The sequence below is a fragment of the Streptacidiphilus fuscans genome (genome assembly GCF_015690355.1).
In the GTDB taxonomy this organism is placed as follows: domain Bacteria; phylum Actinomycetota; class Actinomycetes; order Streptomycetales; family Streptomycetaceae; genus Streptacidiphilus; species Streptacidiphilus fuscans.
Genome location: NZ_JADPRT010000009.1, coordinates 33,099 through 51,196 on the forward strand (window position 1 = coordinate 33,099; position 18,098 = coordinate 51,196).

At 71.8% G+C, this 18,098-nt stretch carries 18 protein-coding genes; all 18 read right to left on the reverse strand.

All coding sequences use genetic code 11. The features are described 5' to 3' along the window. Window positions 1–749, reverse strand: a 749-nt coding sequence (locus I2501_RS21420; protein ID WP_196195772.1) for a TetR/AcrR family transcriptional regulator, incomplete at its 3' end; no start/stop codon positions are given. Next, window positions 746–1,174 (reverse strand): ester cyclase, encoded by a 429-nt coding sequence (locus I2501_RS21425; protein ID WP_196195773.1) that lies wholly within the window; start codon window positions 1,172–1,174, stop codon window positions 746–748. The genes I2501_RS21425 and I2501_RS21420, both read right to left, overlap by 4 nt. 144 nt (window positions 1,175–1,318) lie before the next feature. After that, window positions 1,319–2,047, reverse strand: a complete 729-nt coding sequence (locus I2501_RS21430) for a class I SAM-dependent methyltransferase (protein WP_196195774.1) — start codon at window positions 2,045–2,047, stop codon at window positions 1,319–1,321. A gap of 76 nt (window positions 2,048–2,123) precedes the next feature. After that, window positions 2,124–3,152 (reverse strand): aldo/keto reductase, encoded by a 1,029-nt coding sequence (locus I2501_RS21435; protein WP_196195775.1) that lies wholly within the window; start codon window positions 3,150–3,152, stop codon window positions 2,124–2,126. Window positions 3,153–3,188: 36 nt separating this feature from the next. After that, window positions 3,189–3,431, reverse strand: coding sequence for an acyl carrier protein (locus I2501_RS21440; RefSeq protein WP_196195776.1), 243 nt, complete (start codon window positions 3,429–3,431; stop codon window positions 3,189–3,191). Further along, on the reverse strand, window positions 3,428–3,934 hold the full coding sequence (locus I2501_RS21445; protein ID WP_196195777.1) for a 3-hydroxyacyl-ACP dehydratase FabZ family protein: 507 nt from the start codon (window positions 3,932–3,934) through the stop codon (window positions 3,428–3,430). Before I2501_RS21445 ends, I2501_RS21440 begins: the two co-directional genes overlap by 4 nt. Then, window positions 3,927–4,340 carry a 3-hydroxyacyl-ACP dehydratase FabZ family protein gene (locus I2501_RS21450; protein ID WP_196195778.1) on the reverse strand — a complete coding sequence of 138 codons (414 nt, stop codon included), beginning with the start codon at window positions 4,338–4,340 and terminating at the stop codon, window positions 3,927–3,929. Before I2501_RS21450 ends, I2501_RS21445 begins: the two co-directional genes overlap by 8 nt. Window positions 4,341–4,347: 7 nt before the next feature. Then, window positions 4,348–5,901 (reverse strand): phenylalanine aminomutase (D-beta-phenylalanine forming), encoded by a 1,554-nt coding sequence (locus I2501_RS21455; protein WP_196195779.1) that lies wholly within the window; start codon window positions 5,899–5,901, stop codon window positions 4,348–4,350. 9 nt (window positions 5,902–5,910) lie between these two features. Continuing rightward, window positions 5,911–7,515, reverse strand: coding sequence for an amino acid adenylation domain-containing protein (locus tag I2501_RS21460; RefSeq protein ID WP_196195780.1), 1,605 nt, complete (start codon window positions 7,513–7,515; stop codon window positions 5,911–5,913). A 226-nt stretch (window positions 7,516–7,741) separates the two neighbouring features. Continuing rightward, entirely contained in the window at window positions 7,742–8,659 is a 918-nt protein-coding gene (locus tag I2501_RS21465) for an alpha/beta hydrolase family protein (RefSeq protein ID WP_196195781.1), read from the reverse strand. Continuing rightward, the gene (locus I2501_RS21470) at window positions 8,656–9,570 is read right to left on the reverse strand and encodes an ester cyclase (RefSeq protein ID WP_196195782.1); all 915 of its coding nucleotides are present in this window, start codon (window positions 9,568–9,570) and stop codon (window positions 8,656–8,658) included. The genes I2501_RS21465 and I2501_RS21470 overlap by 4 nt, the downstream gene beginning before the upstream one ends. A gap of 39 nt (window positions 9,571–9,609) precedes the next feature. Then, window positions 9,610–10,803: an FAD-dependent oxidoreductase gene (locus I2501_RS21475; protein ID WP_196195783.1), complete on the reverse strand. Its 1,194-nt coding sequence runs from the start codon at window positions 10,801–10,803 to the stop codon at window positions 9,610–9,612. Between the two features lie 65 nt (window positions 10,804–10,868). Beyond that, window positions 10,869–11,972 (reverse strand): 3-oxoacyl-ACP synthase III family protein, encoded by a 1,104-nt coding sequence (locus I2501_RS21480; RefSeq protein WP_196195784.1) that lies wholly within the window; start codon window positions 11,970–11,972, stop codon window positions 10,869–10,871. Beyond that, the gene (locus I2501_RS21485; protein ID WP_196195785.1) at window positions 11,969–14,422 is read right to left on the reverse strand and encodes a beta-ketoacyl-[acyl-carrier-protein] synthase family protein; all 2,454 of its coding nucleotides are present in this window, start codon (window positions 14,420–14,422) and stop codon (window positions 11,969–11,971) included. The genes I2501_RS21480 and I2501_RS21485 overlap by 4 nt, the downstream gene beginning before the upstream one ends. Window positions 14,423–14,458: 36 nt before the next feature. Continuing rightward, entirely contained in the window at window positions 14,459–15,811 is a 1,353-nt protein-coding gene (locus tag I2501_RS21490) for a beta-ketoacyl-[acyl-carrier-protein] synthase family protein (RefSeq protein ID WP_236046874.1), read from the reverse strand. Further along, entirely contained in the window at window positions 15,808–17,082 is a 1,275-nt protein-coding gene (locus tag I2501_RS21495; protein ID WP_196195786.1) for a beta-ketoacyl-[acyl-carrier-protein] synthase family protein, read from the reverse strand. Before I2501_RS21495 ends, I2501_RS21490 begins: the two co-directional genes overlap by 4 nt. 90 nt (window positions 17,083–17,172) lie before the next feature. Beyond that, the gene (acpS, locus tag I2501_RS21500; protein ID WP_215909855.1) at window positions 17,173–17,691 is read right to left on the reverse strand and encodes a holo-ACP synthase; all 519 of its coding nucleotides are present in this window, start codon (window positions 17,689–17,691) and stop codon (window positions 17,173–17,175) included. Beyond that, entirely contained in the window at window positions 17,663–18,076 is a 414-nt protein-coding gene (locus I2501_RS21505) for an acyl carrier protein (RefSeq protein WP_196195787.1), read from the reverse strand. Before I2501_RS21505 ends, acpS begins: the two co-directional genes overlap by 29 nt. Window positions 18,077–18,098 lie beyond the last annotated feature (22 nt).

The window sequence follows — 18,098 nt, forward strand, 5'->3', positions numbered from 1 at the left end:
GGGGGGTGGGGGGGCCCGCGCCCGGCCCCCCCCCCCCCCCGGGGGGCGGCCCCCCCCCCCCCCCCCCCCCCCCCCCGCCCGACGGCCAGCAGGGCGACCAGCCCGTGGGCGGTCGCCCACAGTTGCAGGACGTGCCGCTCGGGAGCGGGGTCTCCGGCGGCCGCGAGCAGGTCGGCGATGAGGTCGCCGACGGCCTGACCCTCGGCCCAGGCGTCGAGGGCGGGCACCCGCACGCCGCCCAGGCCATACATGAGTTGGTAGAGGTCGGGCTCGGCGAGGGCGAAGTCGAGGTAGGCGTGCCCCGCCCGCCGCAGCGCCGCGGCCGCTTCGTCCGCCCCTGTGCCTGCGCTCGCCCCGGCTGCGGTCGAGCCACCGTCGGAGTCGAGCCCGGCCCCTCGGCCCGCGGCGGCCATGGCGTCCCGGAGCCGCGCGAAAGCGTCGCGCACCAGGGCGTGGAGGATGTCGTCGCGGCCGGTGAAGTAGCGGTAGGCGAAGTTCGCGGAGTACTCGATCTCGTCCGCGAGCCGGCGCATGGTCACCGCGTCCCACCCGTCGCGGCGGGCCAGGACCAGGGCCGCGGACAGGATCATCTCCCGCGCCGCGACCCGCTCCCGGTCCCTCCGTCGCTGGGCCGGCGTCAGCGCCGGCATCGCAGTCGCCGTCCCCGTCCCCCTCGCCGTCGCCGTCGCCGTCGCCGTCGGCCCGGACGCGTCCGGCCCGGCGGGGGGATCCTGTTCGTCGAGTATCACCGGTCGCCGCTCTCGCCTGCGAGTTGGGCGAAGAACGCCTGGCCGTCGATCTGGTCCCAGTGCTCGACGGCCATCCCGTCGACGACCCGCCAGATGTCGATCGAGTTCATCTCGACCGGTCGACCGGTGGGCGGCAGCCCCAGGAACGGACCCTGGAACGTGGCGCGGTAGGTGAACCGGCCCGCGACGCGATCGCCGTCGACCAGGACGTCGTCCAGCGTCACCTCGGTGTCGGGGAACGCCGCGAACCATGTCTGCCAGAACGCCCGGTTCGCCTCCCGGCCGTCCTCGACGTGGAAGTTGTGGTTGATGTAGTCCTCGGCCACGAAACCGTCGACCGCGTCCGGGTTGTGACCGTTCATCATCTCCGCGAACGCGTGGGCGACGGTCTGTCCGCGGTGCTGCTGCGTAGTGCCGGTGCTCATGACTCCACCTTTGGTTTGGTTACGTCGTAATCAGTGTGTACTGCGTAACCAATGGAGTCAAAAGAATGGGCGCGACCTTCACGATCTTGTGCGTGAACGGTCGCGCCCATGGGCGGATGCGCGGCGGAGGCGGGGCGGGCGCCCTCAGATCCGCTCGGCGGTCAGCTGCCAGCTCGGCAGCAGCAGACGGCCTTCGTCGTCGATGTCGAGGGTGCTGAGGTCCATGGTCGAGCCGCTCTTCTCCAGGAGGCTGCGGACCTTCTCCTTGGTGAACGTCGTGGCGTAGCCGCGGCGCTCCAGCCGGTGGATGGTCCACCCCTCGCTGAAGGTCTCGCGCAGGTACGCCTCGGAGTTCCGGTAGGCCGGGATCTCGGCGGGGAGCCGGTCCGAGAAGCACAGCAGGTGCAGCCGCCCGCCCGGCGCGCAGATCCGGTGGACCGCGGAGACGTACGCGCGCTGCGCCTCCTCGTACAGGCAGTGCATCAGCGCGCTGTCCACCACCGTGTCGAACGGGCCCTCGACCCCCTCCATGGTGGTTGCGTCGGCCACGACGAACTCGGCCTTCAGCCCGCGGTCACGGGCCTTGTTCCGGTTCTTCTCGATCACACTCGGGGACACGTCGATCCCGGTGACCTGGTAGCCGCGCTGGGCGAAGAACAGCGCGTTGTCGCCGAGGCCGCAGCCCGCGTCCAGCACGCGGCCGGTGATCTCGCCGGCCTGCTCCAGCTCGCGGACGACCGGCTGCGGCTCCTTGATGTTCCACGGGATCATGTCGAGACTCGCGCCGATCTCGCCCGGCTGGGTCTTGCCGTCCCGGTACAGCTCCTCGTAGTCGTGCGGCTGCAGAAGCTTGAGGTCCTGCTGTCCTGCCATGAGTGATTCACCTTCCAACGTGGGGGCGTTCAGGCGGCGCGGTGTTCAGGCGGTGCGGCGTCGGGTGGCGCAGCGTTCAGGCGGCGCGGCGTTCGTCGGCCGGGCGGCGGCGCAGGCTCGGGCGCTCCAGGGCCGGGTGGGTGTAGGCCGGGTCGAGCGCGCCGATGTCGGTGCCGGGCGGGACGATCGCGTCGATCTGGTCGAGCAGGTCGTCGTCGAGGGTGGTCTCGGCGCCCGCGAGCAGGTTGTCGAGGTGGTCCATGGTCCGGGGCCCGATGATCGCGGAGGTCACCCCGGGGTGAGCGATCGCGAAGGCCATCGCGAGGTGCGCCATCTCCAGACCGGCCTTGTCGGCGAGCGGGACGAGCTGCTCGACGACGTCGAGCCGGCTCTCGTCGCTGAGGTGCTTGAAGCCGTACTTGGACCGGTGCGTGTCCGCCGGACGGCCCTTGCGGTACCGGCCGGTGAGCAGGCCGCCGGCCATGGGGCTCCAGACCAGCGCGCCCATGCCGTACTGCTGGCAGACCGGCAGCACCTCGCGCTCGATGCCGCGGTTGAGGATTGAGTAGGCGGGCTGCTCGGTGCGGAAGCGCACCAGGCCGCGCCGTTCGGCGACCCACTGCGCCTCGACCATGTCCGAGGCCGGGAAGGACGACGAACCGATCACCCGCACCTTGCCGCTGTGGACCAGGTCCGACAGCGCCGAGAGGGTCTCCTCCACGTCGGCCGTCGGGTCCGGCCGGTGGACCTGGTAGAGGTCGAGGTAGTCGGTCTGCAGGCGGCGCAGCGAGTTCTCGACCTCGGCGATGATCCAACGCCGCGAGCTGCCACGGTGGTTGGGGTCGTCACTCATCGGGGCCCACAGCTTGGTGGCGAGCACCACGCTGTCGCGGCGGCCCTTGAGCGCCTTGCCCACGATCTCCTCGGACTCGCCCTTGGAGTACATGTCGGCGGTGTCGACGAAGTTGATGCCCGCGTCCAGAGCCTTGTGGATGATCCGGATGGAGTCGTCGTGGTCGGGGTTGCCGATCGCCCCGAACATCATGGCCCCCAGGCAGTAGGGGCTGACCTGGATGCCGGTCCGTCCCAGTGTGCGGTACTTCACGCGGTCCTCTCAATCGGTAGGGAAACGGACGGCCACTCAGACCGCTTGCCGGGCGACCAGGTCGTAGAAGGCGGCGACGCTGTTCGCCTGCCGCAGTTCGCTCTGCGGCAGCACCACCTTGAACTGCTTCTCCACCTGGGCGACGATCTCGATCAGGTTGAGGGAGTCGGCCTGGAAGCGGTCGACGAAGTCCTCGGTGGGGTCGATCTCCTCCGGACTCAGTGCCAGGACCTCCGCCACGATCGCGCGGACCCGTGACAGGTCGTCGGTGTCGTTCATCCGCCATCCTTCGATTGCGCCGATACTGCCGATACAGGTGGGGTCGCGAGCAGGCTCGCGGCCGGACGGGAAACGACCAGGACCGAGCCCACGGTGAGGACGGTCCGGTCGGCCGTGCGCGTCTCGCCGGTGAACTCACCGACCGCGCCGGAGTGGTGGTTGAGCCGCACGTGGTGCTCCAGGACGTCCCCGGGAACGGCCGGCTCGGCGTAGGTGAGGTCGCGGATGCCGACCATCAGCGGGATCTCCTCCGCCGGGCCGAGTTCGGCGAGCGACCAGAGCAGCGAGACGGCCTGGCCGAACGACTCCAGCAGCAGCGCCGACGGGTACGCGAAGCCGTCGATGCCGGTCCCGTCCGCGAGGTCCCGGTAGCAGGCCTCCCCACCGGTGACCGCCTTGGTGGCGACGAGCGCGTCGGGCGGCGAGAACTGGCGGACCGTGTCGAGCAGGAGCATCGGGGGACGCTGCCGGAGCCGGTCGCGCACCTGGCTGTGGTCAAGCACGAGGCACCACCGGTTCGAGCGTGACGGACAGTTCCGCCGCCATCCGGCCGTCGGCGCGCGCGCCCCGGGCGCGGACCCCGACCCGCCCGCTCGCCTCGGGAGTGACCAGCAGCGAGAGCTCCAGCTCGTCGCCAGGAAGCAGCGGGCTGGCGAAACGGGCGCGGTCGATGCTGCGCAGCCGGAGCTCGGCGCCGCTGGCGAAGCAGGCCGCCTGGCGCACCGAGTCGATCAGCAGCACCCCCGGCAGGATCGGGAAGTCCGGATAGTGCCCGGCCATCTGGGCGGTGGCCCGGTCCACGGGCATGCGCAGGGTGACCCGGGTGCCCTCGGGGGTGCTCTCGGTCCGGGGCGGGCGACCCATCGCGTGGCCCATCGCGTCGAACACCGACGCTCTACGGGTAGGCATGGCGGCCTCAGCCCAGGCCCGGCTGGGTGAGGAGGCGCTGCGCGAGCGCCTCCACGTAGTCGGTGATCGTCTCGTCGTGGTCGAGGTAGGGAACCACCTCGCGGGTCTGCTCGTAGAGCCGCCGGGTCGCGGGCGAAAGGCCGTCCGTGCCGCGGATGTCGGCGGCCTGGCAGGCGCAGAGCAGCTCGAAGGCGACCACGTGGGCCACGTTCTCCAGCACCTCCCTGGCGCGCCTGGCGGCGACGAAGCCGAAGGAGACGATGTCCTGGAAGTCCGCGGTCGAGCTCAGCGACTGGATGGACATCGGCATCGCCTTGGCCCGGGTCTCCGCGGTCAGCGAGGCGGTCATGAACTGACCGCCCATCAGGCCGAGGCGCAGGCCCGGGTCCTCCTGACACAGGAAGGCCGGCAGCCCCTCGCTGTTGCTCTTGTCGAGGAACCGGTCGATGCGGCGGTTGGACAGGTTCATCAGCGTGGTCATCGCGATCGCCAGGTGGTCCATGGCCATCGAGACGTACTGCCCGTGGAAGTGCCCGTTGTGGAACACCTCGGCCTCGTCGGGGTCGACCAGCGGGTTGTCGTTGGACGAGTTGAGCTCGTCCTCGACGACCTGCTCGATCCAGGCGAGGCTGTCGACGACCGGCCCGAGGATCTGCGGCGTGCACCGGACCGAGTAGGCGTCCTCGATGGACTGCGACCCCGCCTTGGTCTCGTCGCCCATCTCGCCCGAGAGCAGGTGTTCAGTGTCGAGCTCGTCGACGGCGAGCGTGGAGTCGGCCAGCGTGTCCCACAGGAACTCGGCGACCGCCTGCTGGCCCTTGTGCGGCTTGAGCTTGTGGACGCGCGGGTCGAACGGCTTGGTCTTGCCCGCGAGGGCCTCCACCGACAGCGCCGAGACCAGCAGGTACGCCTGCAGCAACCGCTTGGCCTGCGCGACGTTGATGCTGCCCAGGCCCACCATGCCGGAGGTGCCGTTGATCAGCGCCAGGCCCTCCTTGTAGCTGAGCTCCATCGGCTCGATGCCGACCCGGCGCAGCGCCTCGGCGCCCGGGAGGACCTCGCCGTCGAGTCTCGCCTTCCACTGGCCGATGCAGACCAGGGCGATCGCGGCCAGGGGTCCGAGGTCGCCGCTGGTGCCCAGCGAGCCCTTCTCCGGCACGCACGGCACGACACCGGAGTTGCGCACCGCGATCAGCTTCTCCAGGTTGGTCAGGGAGATGGCCGAGTTGCCGCGGGACAGCGACACGATGCGGGAGGTCATGATCGCGCGGACCGTGGTGTCGTCGAGGCGCGGGCCCACGTTGGTCGCCACCGCGTTGAGCAGGTTCTCCTGGAGCTGCCGCGCCTTGGAGACCGGCACCAGCCAGTTGACGAACCCGCCCATGCTGGTGTTGACGCCGTAGATGACCCGCTCCTCGGCGACGAACTTCTCCAGCGTCTCGCGGGAGGCCCGCACGCGTCCGCGCACGGCGTCGTCGATGGCCACGGGGTCGGCGCAAACCGCGGTCGACTCGATCTCGGTCAGCCGAACCCGCTGGCCCAGGGACAAGGTGTAAGTCACGTGTCTCTCCTAAGCGTTGGTGGCGTGTCGTGCTTCCGGTGCGCTCCGGGGAGCGGCCAGGGTTCGGGTGAGCGACGCGCGGTCGACCTTCCCGTTCTCGGTCAGCGGGAGCTCCGGCACGGTGTGGATCGACCGGGGCACCATGTAGGCGGGCAACTCCCGTGCGCAGAAGTCGAGTGCCGCGCGCACGTCGAGTTCCGCTTCGGGGCGGTCGAGGACGACGGCCGCCATCAGGACGTGGTCTCCGGCGCGCGGCACCAGGGTGGCCGCGGCTGCCGTCACGGCGGGAAGGCGCGTCAGGGCGGCCTCGATCTCGCCCAACTCCACCCGGTTCCCGCGGATCTGCACCTGGTAGTCGGACCGGCCCAGGAAGTAGAGCTCGCCGTGGTCGCCGAGGCGGGCCAGGTCGCCGGTGCGGAGCACCACCTGACCGTGCCGCGGCTCGGCCGGGTCGGGCACCAGCACCGCGGCCGTGGCCTCGGGGTCGTTCCAGTAGCCGGTGAACAGCGACGGGCTGTGCAGGTAGATCTCCCCCGTCAGGCCCGGTTCGGTGAGCACCTCTCCCTGGCGGCCGACCAGGGTCATCTCGGCTCCGGAGTGGGCGTGCCCGATCGGCAGCCGTTCCTGGTCGGCCGGAAGGGGATCGGGGACGTCGGTGAACGAGGCGGCCATCGACTCGGTCGCGCCGTAGCCGTTGACGAGTCGGACGCCCGGCAGCGTCTCCTGCAGCCGCCGGAGCTCCGGGATCGGGAACTCCTCGCCCGCGAAGACCACCGAACGCAGCTGCCCGAGCTCTTTGAGGAGGTCCGGATCGACGCGCAGGACCGGACGCCAGAGGGACGGAACGCCGTGGACCTGGGTGACCTCGGCGTCCTTGAGGAATCCGACCATGCGCCGCGGTGAGTCGAGGTTGGCGCGCGGCACCGGGACGAGCGTGGCGCCGGCCGCGAGGGCGACGCCGATCCCGAACAGCGCGAAGTCGAACTGAAGCGGTGAGGTGCCGGCCACCCGGTCGTCGGGAGCGACCAGTCCGTCGGCCAGCATCGCGCGCAGGAACGTGACGATCGACCGGTGGCTCATCACCACGCCCTTGGGAGTACCCGTCGACCCGGAGGTGAAGATGATGTACGCGGTGTCGGTGGCGAGCACGTTCCGCCGCCGGCGCACCCTGCGCGTCGGCGGGCGCTCGACCACCAGGCCGCTCGGACCGAAGAGCGCACTGCCGACCGAGGCGGTCGGCTCCCGGTGGTCGAGGCCCTCCGCCCGTGCGTGGAGGGCGGGTTCGACCGACCGCAGGATCGAGCGCAGCCGGGCGTCCGGCGACTGCGGGCTCACCGGCACGAACGGCAGGCCCAGCTTGGCGCAGGCGAGCAGCAGGGCCACCGACGCCGCCGAGGTGTCCGCCTCGACCACGACACGGTCACCGACGTCGAGTCCAAGACCGTCCAGGACCGCCGCGTACTCCTCGACCTGACGGTCGAGGCGGCGGTAGGAGGTCTCCTCCAGCGCCCCGTTCTCGTCGGCCTGGACGACCGCGGGCTTCTCCGGAGTGGTCGCTACGGGCCCCATGAGCAGCCGATAGAGGTTGTCCACGGAAGGATGCGTGCGTTCCATGGCTTCTCCCGTCTCAGTCGAGTGGTTGTGGCGCGAGCGGAGCCGCTCGTCCTGCCGTGTCGCTTCGGGGCCTTGGGTTGTACTGCCTGGGATGACTGCCTGAGATGACTGCCTCGGATGAACTGTCGGGCACGTCGTGCGAGCCGGGCTGGAGCGCGTCTAGACCGGGGATGTACTTCCAGGTCCGGCTGCTGCAAGGGGTTTCGCGCACTGCCAGGTGTATGACCTACGCGGCCGAGTGCAGGCACTCCTCGAAGAACGCGAGCGCGCGCAGGTGATAGCTGCGGGCGGCCCGACCGAGACTGATGTTGTGGCCCGCACCGAGCTGACGCTCCGCCCGGACGACCGGTGCCTTGGTCAAATGGGAGGTCAGCTCGGCGACGTCCGGCTCGTCGTGCAGCCACCAGGCCTCGTGCTCGGCGAAGGTCAACCGCAACGGGACCTCGATCCGCGGCGCGACCTCCTCGAACCTCGACGGCCACAGGTCCACCTCGGCGGCCTCGCGGACGGGGATCGCGGCGACCAGCGCCTCGGCCGCGCGGAAGGTGCCGTTCGGATAGAGCCCCAACGGGCCCCAGTTGCGCTCCCATTCCAGGTGCCGACGCAGCCGCTTCCGGTCGGCCGACCCGACGCTGTAGCGGTGGCCGACACCGGAGGCGTCCACAGCGAGCAGGCCGGGGGTACGCGCGGCGGTCACCAGGGCGAGCTTTCCGCCGTAGGAATGCGCCAGCAGCACGAACCCCCCACCGACAGCGTGCTGTTCGGCGAACGCGTCGAACGCCCCGGACAGGACGGCGGCCTGCTCGTCCAGGGTCATGCCGTCAGGCACCTGCTCCGCGGACCGCCCGTACCCGGGCCGGTCCAGGGCCAGCACCGTGAAGCCGAGCCGGGCACCCAGCGTGAGCAGGGACAGGTCCGCCTGGGCCTGCCCGTCGAAGTAGCCCGCGCGCATGCCGCCTCCGTGCACGGCGACGACGGTCGCGCGCGGCGGCCCGTCGGGCGGCTCGGCCAGCAGCCCGGACAGCGTCAGGCCCGCGCCACCGGTCCCGACCCGGAGGAGGATCGGGCGCACCCCGGCCGAGTGGGTCGGCAGCGCCTGCTTCCGGTCCGTCCTGTCCGTCCTGTCCGTCTTGGACGCGCTCACTGGTCGTTCGGGGTGAGTCGTGGCGGCGCCGTCCAGGTGAGACCCGCCGACTCGGCGGGTGCGGCCGGGGCGGCCCAGGGATCCTCCGCATGGATGTCGAGGACCTGCTCGCGCAGCCACAGGTCGAAGGGGTGCTGCGACTCCGTCCAGCGCTTCCTGGTCCGCTCCGGGTCCGCGGTCTCGAACTGCACGATCACGTGGTCCCGGTCGGGCCGCGGGTCGACGCGCAGCACCTCGTGCGTGATGCCCAACCTCCGCCGGGACGCCTCGTACTCGCGTCGGCGCGGCCCCTGCAACTCGGCGGTGAGCCGGTGCCAGTCCGCGGACCTGCCCTCGTTCAACGGCACGGTGCGCACCACGGTCCGGACGCCCTCCGCCGTGCGCCGGCCGCCCTTGCGCGGGGCCAGCATCCGCATGCCGAGCGCGGCGAACATGTTGGACGCGACGCCGTGCTCCCAGCGCTCGGCGATCCGGCCCTCCTTGTCGAACCGCCACAGCACGATGCCGACGGAGAGGAACGCACGGCCGGTCGGAGCCATGCCGAGCAGTTCGCCCTGGTGGGTGCCGCGCCAGGTGTTGTGGATGACGACCATGTCGTCGTGCGCGCTGATGTCCTCGATGGTGACGTGGAAGTCGGGGAATGCCTCGCGCAGACCGGCGATGGTGTACTTCACGCCCTCCGCGCCCTCGGGCGCGCCGGGCAGGCCCGCGTGGTCGACGATGTCCGGCCGGTACACGTCGTCCACCAGCGAGAAGTCACCCTGGTTGACGAACTCGGCGAAGACGCGCCGGATCGTCGCCTTGTTGCGTTCCTCGGTGCTCTCCGGCGCTGCCGGATTCGCGGTCGCAGTGGGCGCCGTACTCGCAGCGCTCGCCGTGGTCGCAGCACTCGCCGTACTCGCAGTGTTCACAACAGCATTCCTCTCACCGTGAGTTGGGTATGAGCGCGCTCACGTCGCGTCGGCGACGGCGCCGGCGCCGGGGGCCCATCGCATGGCGTAGGCGACGTGCTCGTTCTCCGCCTGCTGGAAGGTCTTCTTCCAGCCGAGCTTCATCACCCGGTCGCGCAGCCAGATGGCGGCCGGGTTCTCCAGCGAGCCGATCACGCCGATGCGGTGCGCCAACTCCTGCATGGGCGCGGTGCGTTGCTGCCGCTCTGCCTCGTAGGCGCGCAGCGCCTGGGTGACCGTGGCACCGGACGCGGCGAGCTGTCCGGCCAGTTCGAGGGCGTCCTCGATCGCGAGGCAGGCGCCCTGCCCGATATTGAAGCTCATCGCGTGCGCGGCGTCGCCGAGCAGGGTGACCCGGCCGCGTCCCCAGACGGAGTCGGGTTTACGGTCCACGACGTCGCCGCGAATGATGCTCTCCGGAGCGGTCGCGTCCAGGATCCGCTCGACCGGGGCGGTCCAACCGGCGTGCCGGGCGCGCAGCATGTCCAGGGTCTGCTCGGGCGTGCCCTCGTCGCGCCCGCCGGCGGGGCCGTTGGCGACACTCATCCAGTGCATGACGCCGGGGGCGATGTCGTAGTACGTGAAGCGGACGCCGGGACCGAAGAGGGCGCGGAAGGTACCGGGCTCGAAGTCGTCGGCGGACATCTTCGCGTGGCCGCGCCAGGCGATGTAGCCGGTGTAGTCGGGGGCCTGCGGGCCGAGCAGCTGGGAACGGACGGCGGAGCGCACGCCGTCGGCCCCGACCAGCAGGTCGCCGTCCTCGGAGGTGCCGTCGGCGAACCGGACGGTCACCCCGTCGGCGTGCTCGGTGTACCCGGTGACCTGGGCGCCGGTGACGATGCGCGCGGTCACCGCGTCACGCAGGATGCCGTGCAGGTCGGAGCGGCTGATGGCGACGGTGGGCTGCCCGTAGCGCTCGACGAACTCGCCCACCGGGTACTGGCCGATGACGCGACCGGTCGAGGTGGCGAAGTGGCACACGGACTGCGCGGGAGCGATGGCCGCGACCTGGTCCGCGACCCCGAGGTGGGCCAGCGCCAGCATGCCGTTGGTGAAGATGTGCAGACCGGCGCCGCCGTCGCGCAGTTGGGGCGCGCGTTCGAAGACGACGGAGTCGATGCCCTGCTGTTGCAGAGCCAGCGCGGTGGCGATGCCGCCGAGTCCACCGCCGGCGATGAGCACCTTGGGTGACATGGGTCCCTCCTGGAGGTCGGTGCGGGTGGTGTGGTGACGTGCTACGACGTGAAACTGACGATGTGTCAGGCTGGCAGCGGTGCCCGCCAGGTCAGCGAGAGCCCGGTGTACACGTACCGGCTGGCCTCGATGCCGAGCAGCACGATCCGGTCGCCGGGCCGGATCCGCCCCGAGGTCCAGCCCGCGTCCAGCGACAGCGGCACCGCGGCCGAGCCGGTGGCCCCGACGTCGGCCAGGTTCTCCACGATCCGGCCGCTCAGCGCCGCGATGTCCTCGGCCGGCAGTCCGGCGCTCCCGTACTCGTCGGCGAAGTAGTCGGCGTTGCCTTCGGGCAGCACGATCGCGTCGAACTCCCCGAGCGTCCGGCCGTCCTTCCTGGCCATCTCCTGGATCGCGCGGACGAAGACCTTCGGGCTGAACTCCGTCGTCCCGGCCACGTCCACCTTCATCTGGATCAGCTGGCGGCGGCGCAGCTGCTCCGCCTGCGGCACGTCCGTACCACCGCCGATGATCTCCATGCCGGGCTTGCGCAGGCCGCCCACGCAGGCGTTGACGAAGGCGAACTCGTCCGCCGCTCCCGTCTCCTGGCCCACCGGCTCGGCCCGCAGCACCACGGCCCCCGCGCCGTCGCCGAACGTGTACAGCGTCAGCCGGTCCCGCATCCGCACCCGCGCCGGGTCCTTGTCCAGGAAGAGCGGCGCCAGGATCGGCGAGCCGGCCTCGCTGCCCACCACCAGCGCGGTGCGCGCGGTCCCGTCCGCCAGCTGACGCCGTGCCAGGTCCAGCGCCTGCACCCAGCCCGCGCAGGCCCCGCGGATCTCGATCGCGGCGACGCTCTCCAGGCCCAGGTAGTGCTGCAGGGTGGTGGCGACGCCTGGCAGCGTGTACTCCGGCGTCGCTGTGCACACCACGATCAGGTCGAGCTCGTCGGGCTCGACCCCGGCCCGTTCCAGGGCCTGCCGGGAGGCACGCTCGGCCATCCGGCTGTTGTTGATCCGGTGCTCGCCCGTGGCCGGATCGATCATCCAGTACCGGGTGTTGACCTGGATGCCCGCGAGAACGTCGTCCGGCAGCGGCCCGACGAGCTTCTCCAGCGCGGCGTTGTCGATCGGATCGCCGGGCACGTACCCGCCGGTGGAGAGAATCTTCACGTCGTACGCGGTGGTCATCGGACGGACTCCGTTCCGGGCAGGTGGGCGGTTCCGGGCAGCCAAGCGGGGGAGACGGGTGACAGGACCAGCGAGGTGTGGGTGCCGCCGAGGGACGAGCTGTTGATCAGGGCCGGGCGGTGGTCGCCGCCCCCGCGCCAGGCGCCGACGGCGAGGACCGCCGACAGGTGGGCGCCCGCGCCGACCGGCTCGCCCAGCAGCCGCTTCGGGGCCTCGAACCGCGCCCGGTCCACGCCGAACACCCGGTCCACAGCGGCCTGTTCGGCACGGTCGGCGGCAGCGAGTCCCGCCGCGTTCGCCCAGACCGCCGACACCTGGTCGGGCCCGATCCCGGCGCTGCGCAGTGCTCCGCGCATCGCCCGCTCCACGCCGCCGCCGGACGGGTCCCAGCGGCCGATGCCGCAGGCGTCCGACGCGGTCGCGTGGCCCAGGACCACGGCGAGGACCGGGGCGCCGCGCCGCTCGGCACTCGACCGGCGCTCCAGCACCAGCGCGATCCCGGCCTCGGCCAGCGTGTACCGGCGACCGGCCGCCGAACCGAACAGCGGGATGCTGCGGTACGCGTCCAGCGTGGCCGGGGAGAACGCCTCCACCGCGGGCACCAGCAGCCGCTCGGCGCGTCCGGCGCGCAGCATGTCGTACGCCACGCCCAGCGCTGCCGCGCCCGCCGCGTGACCGGACGTCAGCGTCGACGTCGGCCCCTTGGTCCCCAGTCCCATGGCGACATGACCGGCCGCGCCGTTGAACACGGTGTTCGTGAAGACGGCCGGGTTCGCCTCCTGCGGGCCCTCGGCCAGCACCGGGACGGTGAACCGTTCGCCGCTCTCCATCGGCCCGATCCCGGTGCCGAGCACCACGCCGGTCGCGGCGACGGCAGCGGCGTCACCGTCCAGCGCCGCGGCGGCCAGGGCGGCCCGGCTCGCGGCGACCGCGAGCTGGGAGACCCTGTCCATGCGTCGGCGCTCCCTGGCGGTGCCTGCCGCCGAGCGGTCGAACTCGGCCCGGGCCACGCGCAGTCCGTCCTCCAGGACGCCCTGCCGGCGCCCCGCTGCGTAGGCCTCCCAGAGCGCCTCGGCACCCTCACCGGCCGGGGTGATCACACCGAACCCGGTCACCACGACGTCGTCCGGTCCGACGGCCGGAGCCGGCGCGCCGGGGCCGCCGGGGCGGGCGAAGGCGACGGTGGCGTTGGCGCCCGCGAACCCGAAGTTGTTGGACAGCGCGGTGTCCAGCACCATCGGGCGGCCGGTCCCCGGCACCGGGTCGAGTCCGCACTGCGCATCCACCGCGCCGAAGTTCGCGGTGGGCGGCGCCACCTGGTCCCGCAGCGCCAGCACGGTGACGATGCCCTCCACCGCACCGGCCGCGCCGAGCAGGTGGCCGATCATGGACTTGGTGCTCGACAGCGAGGTCTTCTCGGCGGCCTCGCCGAACGCGGCACGGACCGCGTTGCTCTCCGCCGAGTCGTTCTTCTCCGTACCGGTGCCGTGCCCGTTGACGTAGCGGATGTCGTCGGGCGTCAGGCCCGAGGAGGCCAGGGCCGCACGGATCGCCCGCGCCGCGCCCTCGCCCTCGGGGTGCGGTGCGGTCGGGTGGTAGCCGTCGGCGGTCAGGCCGTAGCCCAGTACCTCGGCGACGATCGCGGCACCGGTGCGCTCGGCCGCCTCCCGCGACAGCAGCAGGAGCATCCCGCCGCCCTCGCCAAGCGTCAGACCCGACCGGTCCTTGGAGTAGGGGGCCGCGGGCAGCGGGGAGAGCGACCAGAGACTGCTGAACCCGGCGAACGCCGACTCGGTGAACGCGTCACTGCCGCCGACCAGCATCGCGTCGGCCGCGCCCGCCCGGATCACCTCCAGGGCGTGTGCGATCGCGTGCGCGCTGGAGGCGCAGGCGGTGTTGACGCTCAGCACCGGGCCCTTCAGCCCGAAGGCGGCCGACAGCGCCTCCGCGCCGGCTTGCGGCGGCACGAACGTGTAGCGGTGCCAGTCGGGCGTGCGGCCCGACTGCACCTCACGCAGGGCGAGTTCCGCGCTGCGCCAGCCCGCGTGACAGGTGCCGTACGCGACACCCCAGCGCTCGGCCGGGATGTCCGCGCCGACCCGCAGGCCGGAGGAGGCCATGGCCTCCTCGGCGGCGGCCAGCGCGTACTCGACGGACAGGTCACGGGAGTCGGAGCCCGGTGCGTAGTCGTAGCCGGGCGCACGGGGTTCGGTCACCTCGCCGCCCAGGGTGGTCTGGTAGCCGTCCATGGGCAGGCGACGCACGGGCGAGATCGCGACCTTCCCCGCACGCACCCCGTCCCACAGAGCCTCGGCCGAACCGCCCTGCGGCGTGATCGCCCCCACGGAGACGACCACGACGCCGACGGCCCGGTCAGCAGCGGCGGCCACATGAGCGCCCGTCACAGACACCTGATCGACAGAATCGCCGGTCACAGGCACGTCCGTCATGCCTCTGCTTCCTTCACCGGAGGGCTGCACGGCCGATCACGCCCACCGGGACAGGGTCAGCGCCACGGCCTGCCCCTCGATGCCCCGGGCCAGCGCCATCGCGTGGGACGGCCGGGACTCCCGGGCGCTGCCGCGGACATGGTCCAGCGCGCACACCGGGTCGGGGTTGTCGAGGTTGAGCGTCGCGGGCAGGACGCCGTGGTGCAGGGCCAGCGCGGCCACGGCGGCGTTCAACGCACCGCCGCCGCCGACCAGGTGGCCGGTCTGCGGCTTGGGCGTGCTGACCGGCACCGACCCGACGGCCGGACCCAGCGCGGTGCGCAGGGCGATGGCCTCACCTGTGTCACCGAGCCTGGTCGCGGCGCCGTCCGAGGCGATGTAGCCGAGGTCGTCGGCGGCCAGCCGGGCGTCGTCCAGCGAGCGCCGCACCGCACGGGCCAGGCCGCGGCCCTCGGGGTCCGCCGCGGGAGGCGTACGGGCGTCGTGGCCCGCGCCATAGCCGGTCAGCTCGGCGTAGATGCGGGCGCCGCGCCGCAGCGCGGCCTGCTTCTCCTCCAGCACCAGCAGCGCGGCGCCCTCGCCGGGGAGCCCGCCGCTGCGGTCCCGGTCGTAGGGCCGGTACGCCTCCGTCCCACGGTCGTTGCGGGTGGTCAGGATGCCGAGCCGGTCGAGCAGGGTCATCGACCACCAGCTGGTCGCGTCGTCGTAGCCGCCCACGAGCGCCACGTCCGCGTCCCCGCGGCGCACCGCGCGCATGGCCCGGCCGATCGCGGTGGCACCCGCGTCCGCGTAGCCCGCGAAGAAGGTGCTGGAGCCCCGGATGCCGTACGTCTGCGAGATGTTGAACACCGCACCGGCCGGCAGCCCTTCGACGAAGAAGAGCGGCGGCATGATGACGTCGCCGTGCCTGCCGAGGTGTGCCATGTCGGCCGTGCCGTCCGGTCGGCGGATCACCTTCAGCTCGTCGATCAGCTGCTCCATGCGGCCGAGCGACTTGTTGCCGCCGAGGTAGAGGCCGGCCCGGTGGCCGAGCTCGTCGCCACCGGCCTGCTTGTGCGGCAGCCCCGCGTCGTCGAGGGCGAGCCGGGCGGCGGCCAGCGCGAGGCGGTCACCGCGGTTGACGGTGCGCAGCTGGCGCTTGGTGGCGAACCGGGTGGCGTCGAAGTCGGCGATCTCGCCGCCCAACCGGGTCTGGAGCGGCGACGGGTCGTAGGACCGGATCGGCCCGATCCCGGACTCCCCGGCCACCAGCGCCTTCCAGTTGGCCTCGGGCCCCTCGCCCAGCGCGGTCAGCAGGCCGATGCCGCTGATGACGACCTGGCGTCCGGTGCCGTGCATCGGCGTTCCTCCGTCGGGCTCCGAGGCCGTCCTGAGCTGTGAGGTCGTCATCGCTCCTCCTCATAACGCCCCACGACCAGCGCAACGTTGGTGCCACCGAAGGCGAACGCGTTGACGAGGGCGTGCCGCACGTCCCGCTTGCGCGCCGTGTTCGGGACGAAGTCGAGGCCGAGCCGTCGGTCGGGCGTCTCCTGGTTGATGGTCGGCGGCACCAGCCCGTGGTTGATCGCTCCGATCGCGGTGAACAGGCTCAACGCGGCGGAAGCCGCGGTGAGATGACCGGCCATCGACTTCGGCGAGCTGATCAGCAGTCGCTCGGCGTCGTCGCCGAACACCTTCTTGATCGCTGTGGTCTCCGACAGGTCGTTGCCCGAGGTGCTGGTGCCGTGCGCCACGACGTAGTCGATGTCGGCCGGTTCGAGACCGGCGTCCGCGATCGCGGCCTGGATGGATTCGACGGCCCCGCTGCCGTCCGGCGGCGAGTCGGTCATCCGCCAGGCGTTCAGGCTGGTGCCGTAGCCGAGGATCTCCGCGAGGATCCGCGCCCCGCGGGCGCGGGCCGCTTCGAGGTCCTCCAGCACCAGGACGACGCTGCCCTCCCCGAGGACGAACCCGGACCGCTCGGCGTCGAAGGGCCGACTGGCCCGCTGCGGATCCTCGTTGTACTCCTTGGTCAGGGCCCCCAGCAGGCCGAAGCACAGCACGTCGAGCCAGGTCGTCAGCGAGTCGTAGCCACCCGCGAGCATCAGCTTTGCGTCGCCCTCCTGGATGGAGCGGAAGGCCTCTCCGACGGCGTGCCCGGAGGCCGAGCAGGCGGTGGACACGCCCAGCATCGGGCCGGTCGCGTCCAGCATCCGGGCCATCGCCGCGGAGGCGATGTTCTGGCTGTAGGCCAGCGCGTCCGAGGGCGCGTACGTGGTGAACGCGTCCTCCTTGCCGGTCCGGTCGCGCAGCGCCCCGACGTCCACCAGCCACTGCAGGTCCGGGCGGTCCACGCACGCGCCCATGGCCACGCCCATGTCCGCGCCGTCGTAGGTCTCCTTGTCGACCCCGGCGTCGCGCAGCGCCTCCCAGGCCGCGCCAACACCGAAGGTGCCGGGACGCAGCAGATGGCGCAGGCCGACCGAGCCGGGCACCGCGTCGTCGAGACGGAAGTCCTTGACCTCACCGGCGATGGTCACCTGGAAGCCGGTGGTGTCGATCGTGGTCAACTGACCGACGCCGCTGCGACCTTCGGTCAGCCCCTGCCAGGTGCTCGGCGCGTCGTTGCCCAACGGAGTGACGGCGCCCACGCCGGTGACGACCACCCTGCGGTTCGTCATCTTCGCCCTTCCTCAAGCCTCATGTCGCTCGTCTCCTTCTGCCGTGTGCGTCGCTGCCGTGTGCGCGGCTTCCGTGTCTGTGGCTGCCGTCTACGTGGCTTCCGTGTCCGTGGCTTCCGTGTCCGTGGTGCGCTCTGGTTCCGTCGTGTCAGGAGGGTCGGGCAGGCACACCATGACGGCGTGCGCCACAGCGAGACCTCCGCTGTGGCTCAGGGAGATCTCGATCTGGTGCATCCCGAGGGACCGGGCGACGGCCTCCACCTCGCCGTACAGCCGCACGCTGGGGCGTCCGCCGCGGTCGTTGACGACCTCGATGTCCGTCCACTCCATGCCCCGGGCCATACCGGTCCCGAGACACTTGAGCACGGCCTCCTTGGCGGCCCAGCGGCCCGCCAGGTGCTCGCCGACCCGCTTGCGCCGACGGCAGTAGGCCAGCTCGCGGGGCGTGAAGACCCGCTCCTGCAACTCGGGTTGCGTGGCCATCAACTTCTCGACCCGGGCCACCTCGGCCAGGTCGATGCCGGTCCGAAGCCGCAGTGGCGGCAGGGCGGGGCGGTCCGGAGACCGCCCCGCGTCCGGTTCACGCAGCGGACGTGGCGAGCGCCGCACGCTCGGTCACCAGATCGATCAGGTTCTGCACGGTGAAGAGGGTCAGCACCTCATCCGCGGTGAGCTTGCCGGCCAGTTCCTCCACGTCGATCTGCGGCAGCGACTTCTTGAGCTGGGCCAGCCCGACCGCGTTGATGACGTCGTCCTCGTCGGCGAACTCCTCGTCCGGGATCCCGCCCTGGAGCAGTTCGGCGATGTCCGAGACCTTGATCTTCACGTCCGACTGCTTCTCGACGCGGAACAGGATGTCGAGCAGGTCGATCGACTCCGCGCCCAGGTCGCCCAGCAGGGTGGCCTCGGGTACGGCCTCGTCGACGTCGATGCCCAGCGCGTCGGCGACCGCCTCCTGGACGATGGCGGCGAAGTCTTTCCCCTCGTACGACATGTGTCCTCTACCCTTCGTGGAA

Bases quoted from the DNA above. Each gene is read 5' to 3' on its own strand.
- I2501_RS21425 (WP_196195773.1), bottom strand. From the start codon at position 1,174: ATGAGCACCGGCACTACGCAGCAGCACCGCGGACAGACCGTCGCCCAC.
- I2501_RS21430 (WP_196195774.1), bottom strand. From the start codon at position 2,047: ATGGCAGGACAGCAGGACCTCAAGCTTCTGCAGCCGCACGACTACGAG.
- I2501_RS21440 (WP_196195776.1), bottom strand. From the start codon at position 3,431: ATGAACGACACCGACGACCTGTCACGGGTCCGCGCGATCGTGGCGGAG.
- I2501_RS21450 (WP_196195778.1), bottom strand. From the start codon at position 4,340: ATGCCTACCCGTAGAGCGTCGGTGTTCGACGCGATGGGCCACGCGATG.
- I2501_RS21460 (WP_196195780.1), bottom strand. From the start codon at position 7,515: ATGGAACGCACGCATCCTTCCGTGGACAACCTCTATCGGCTGCTCATG.
- I2501_RS21475 (WP_196195783.1), bottom strand. From the start codon at position 10,803: ATGTCACCCAAGGTGCTCATCGCCGGCGGTGGACTCGGCGGCATCGCC.
- I2501_RS21480 (WP_196195784.1), bottom strand. From the start codon at position 11,972: ATGACCACCGCGTACGACGTGAAGATTCTCTCCACCGGCGGGTACGTG.
- I2501_RS21485 (WP_196195785.1), bottom strand. From the start codon at position 14,422: ATGACGGACGTGCCTGTGACCGGCGATTCTGTCGATCAGGTGTCTGTG.
- I2501_RS21490 (WP_236046874.1), bottom strand. From the start codon at position 15,811: ATGACGACCTCACAGCTCAGGACGGCCTCGGAGCCCGACGGAGGAACG.
- I2501_RS21495 (WP_196195786.1), bottom strand. From the start codon at position 17,082: ATGACGAACCGCAGGGTGGTCGTCACCGGCGTGGGCGCCGTCACTCCG.
- I2501_RS21505 (WP_196195787.1), bottom strand. From the start codon at position 18,076: ATGTCGTACGAGGGGAAAGACTTCGCCGCCATCGTCCAGGAGGCGGTC.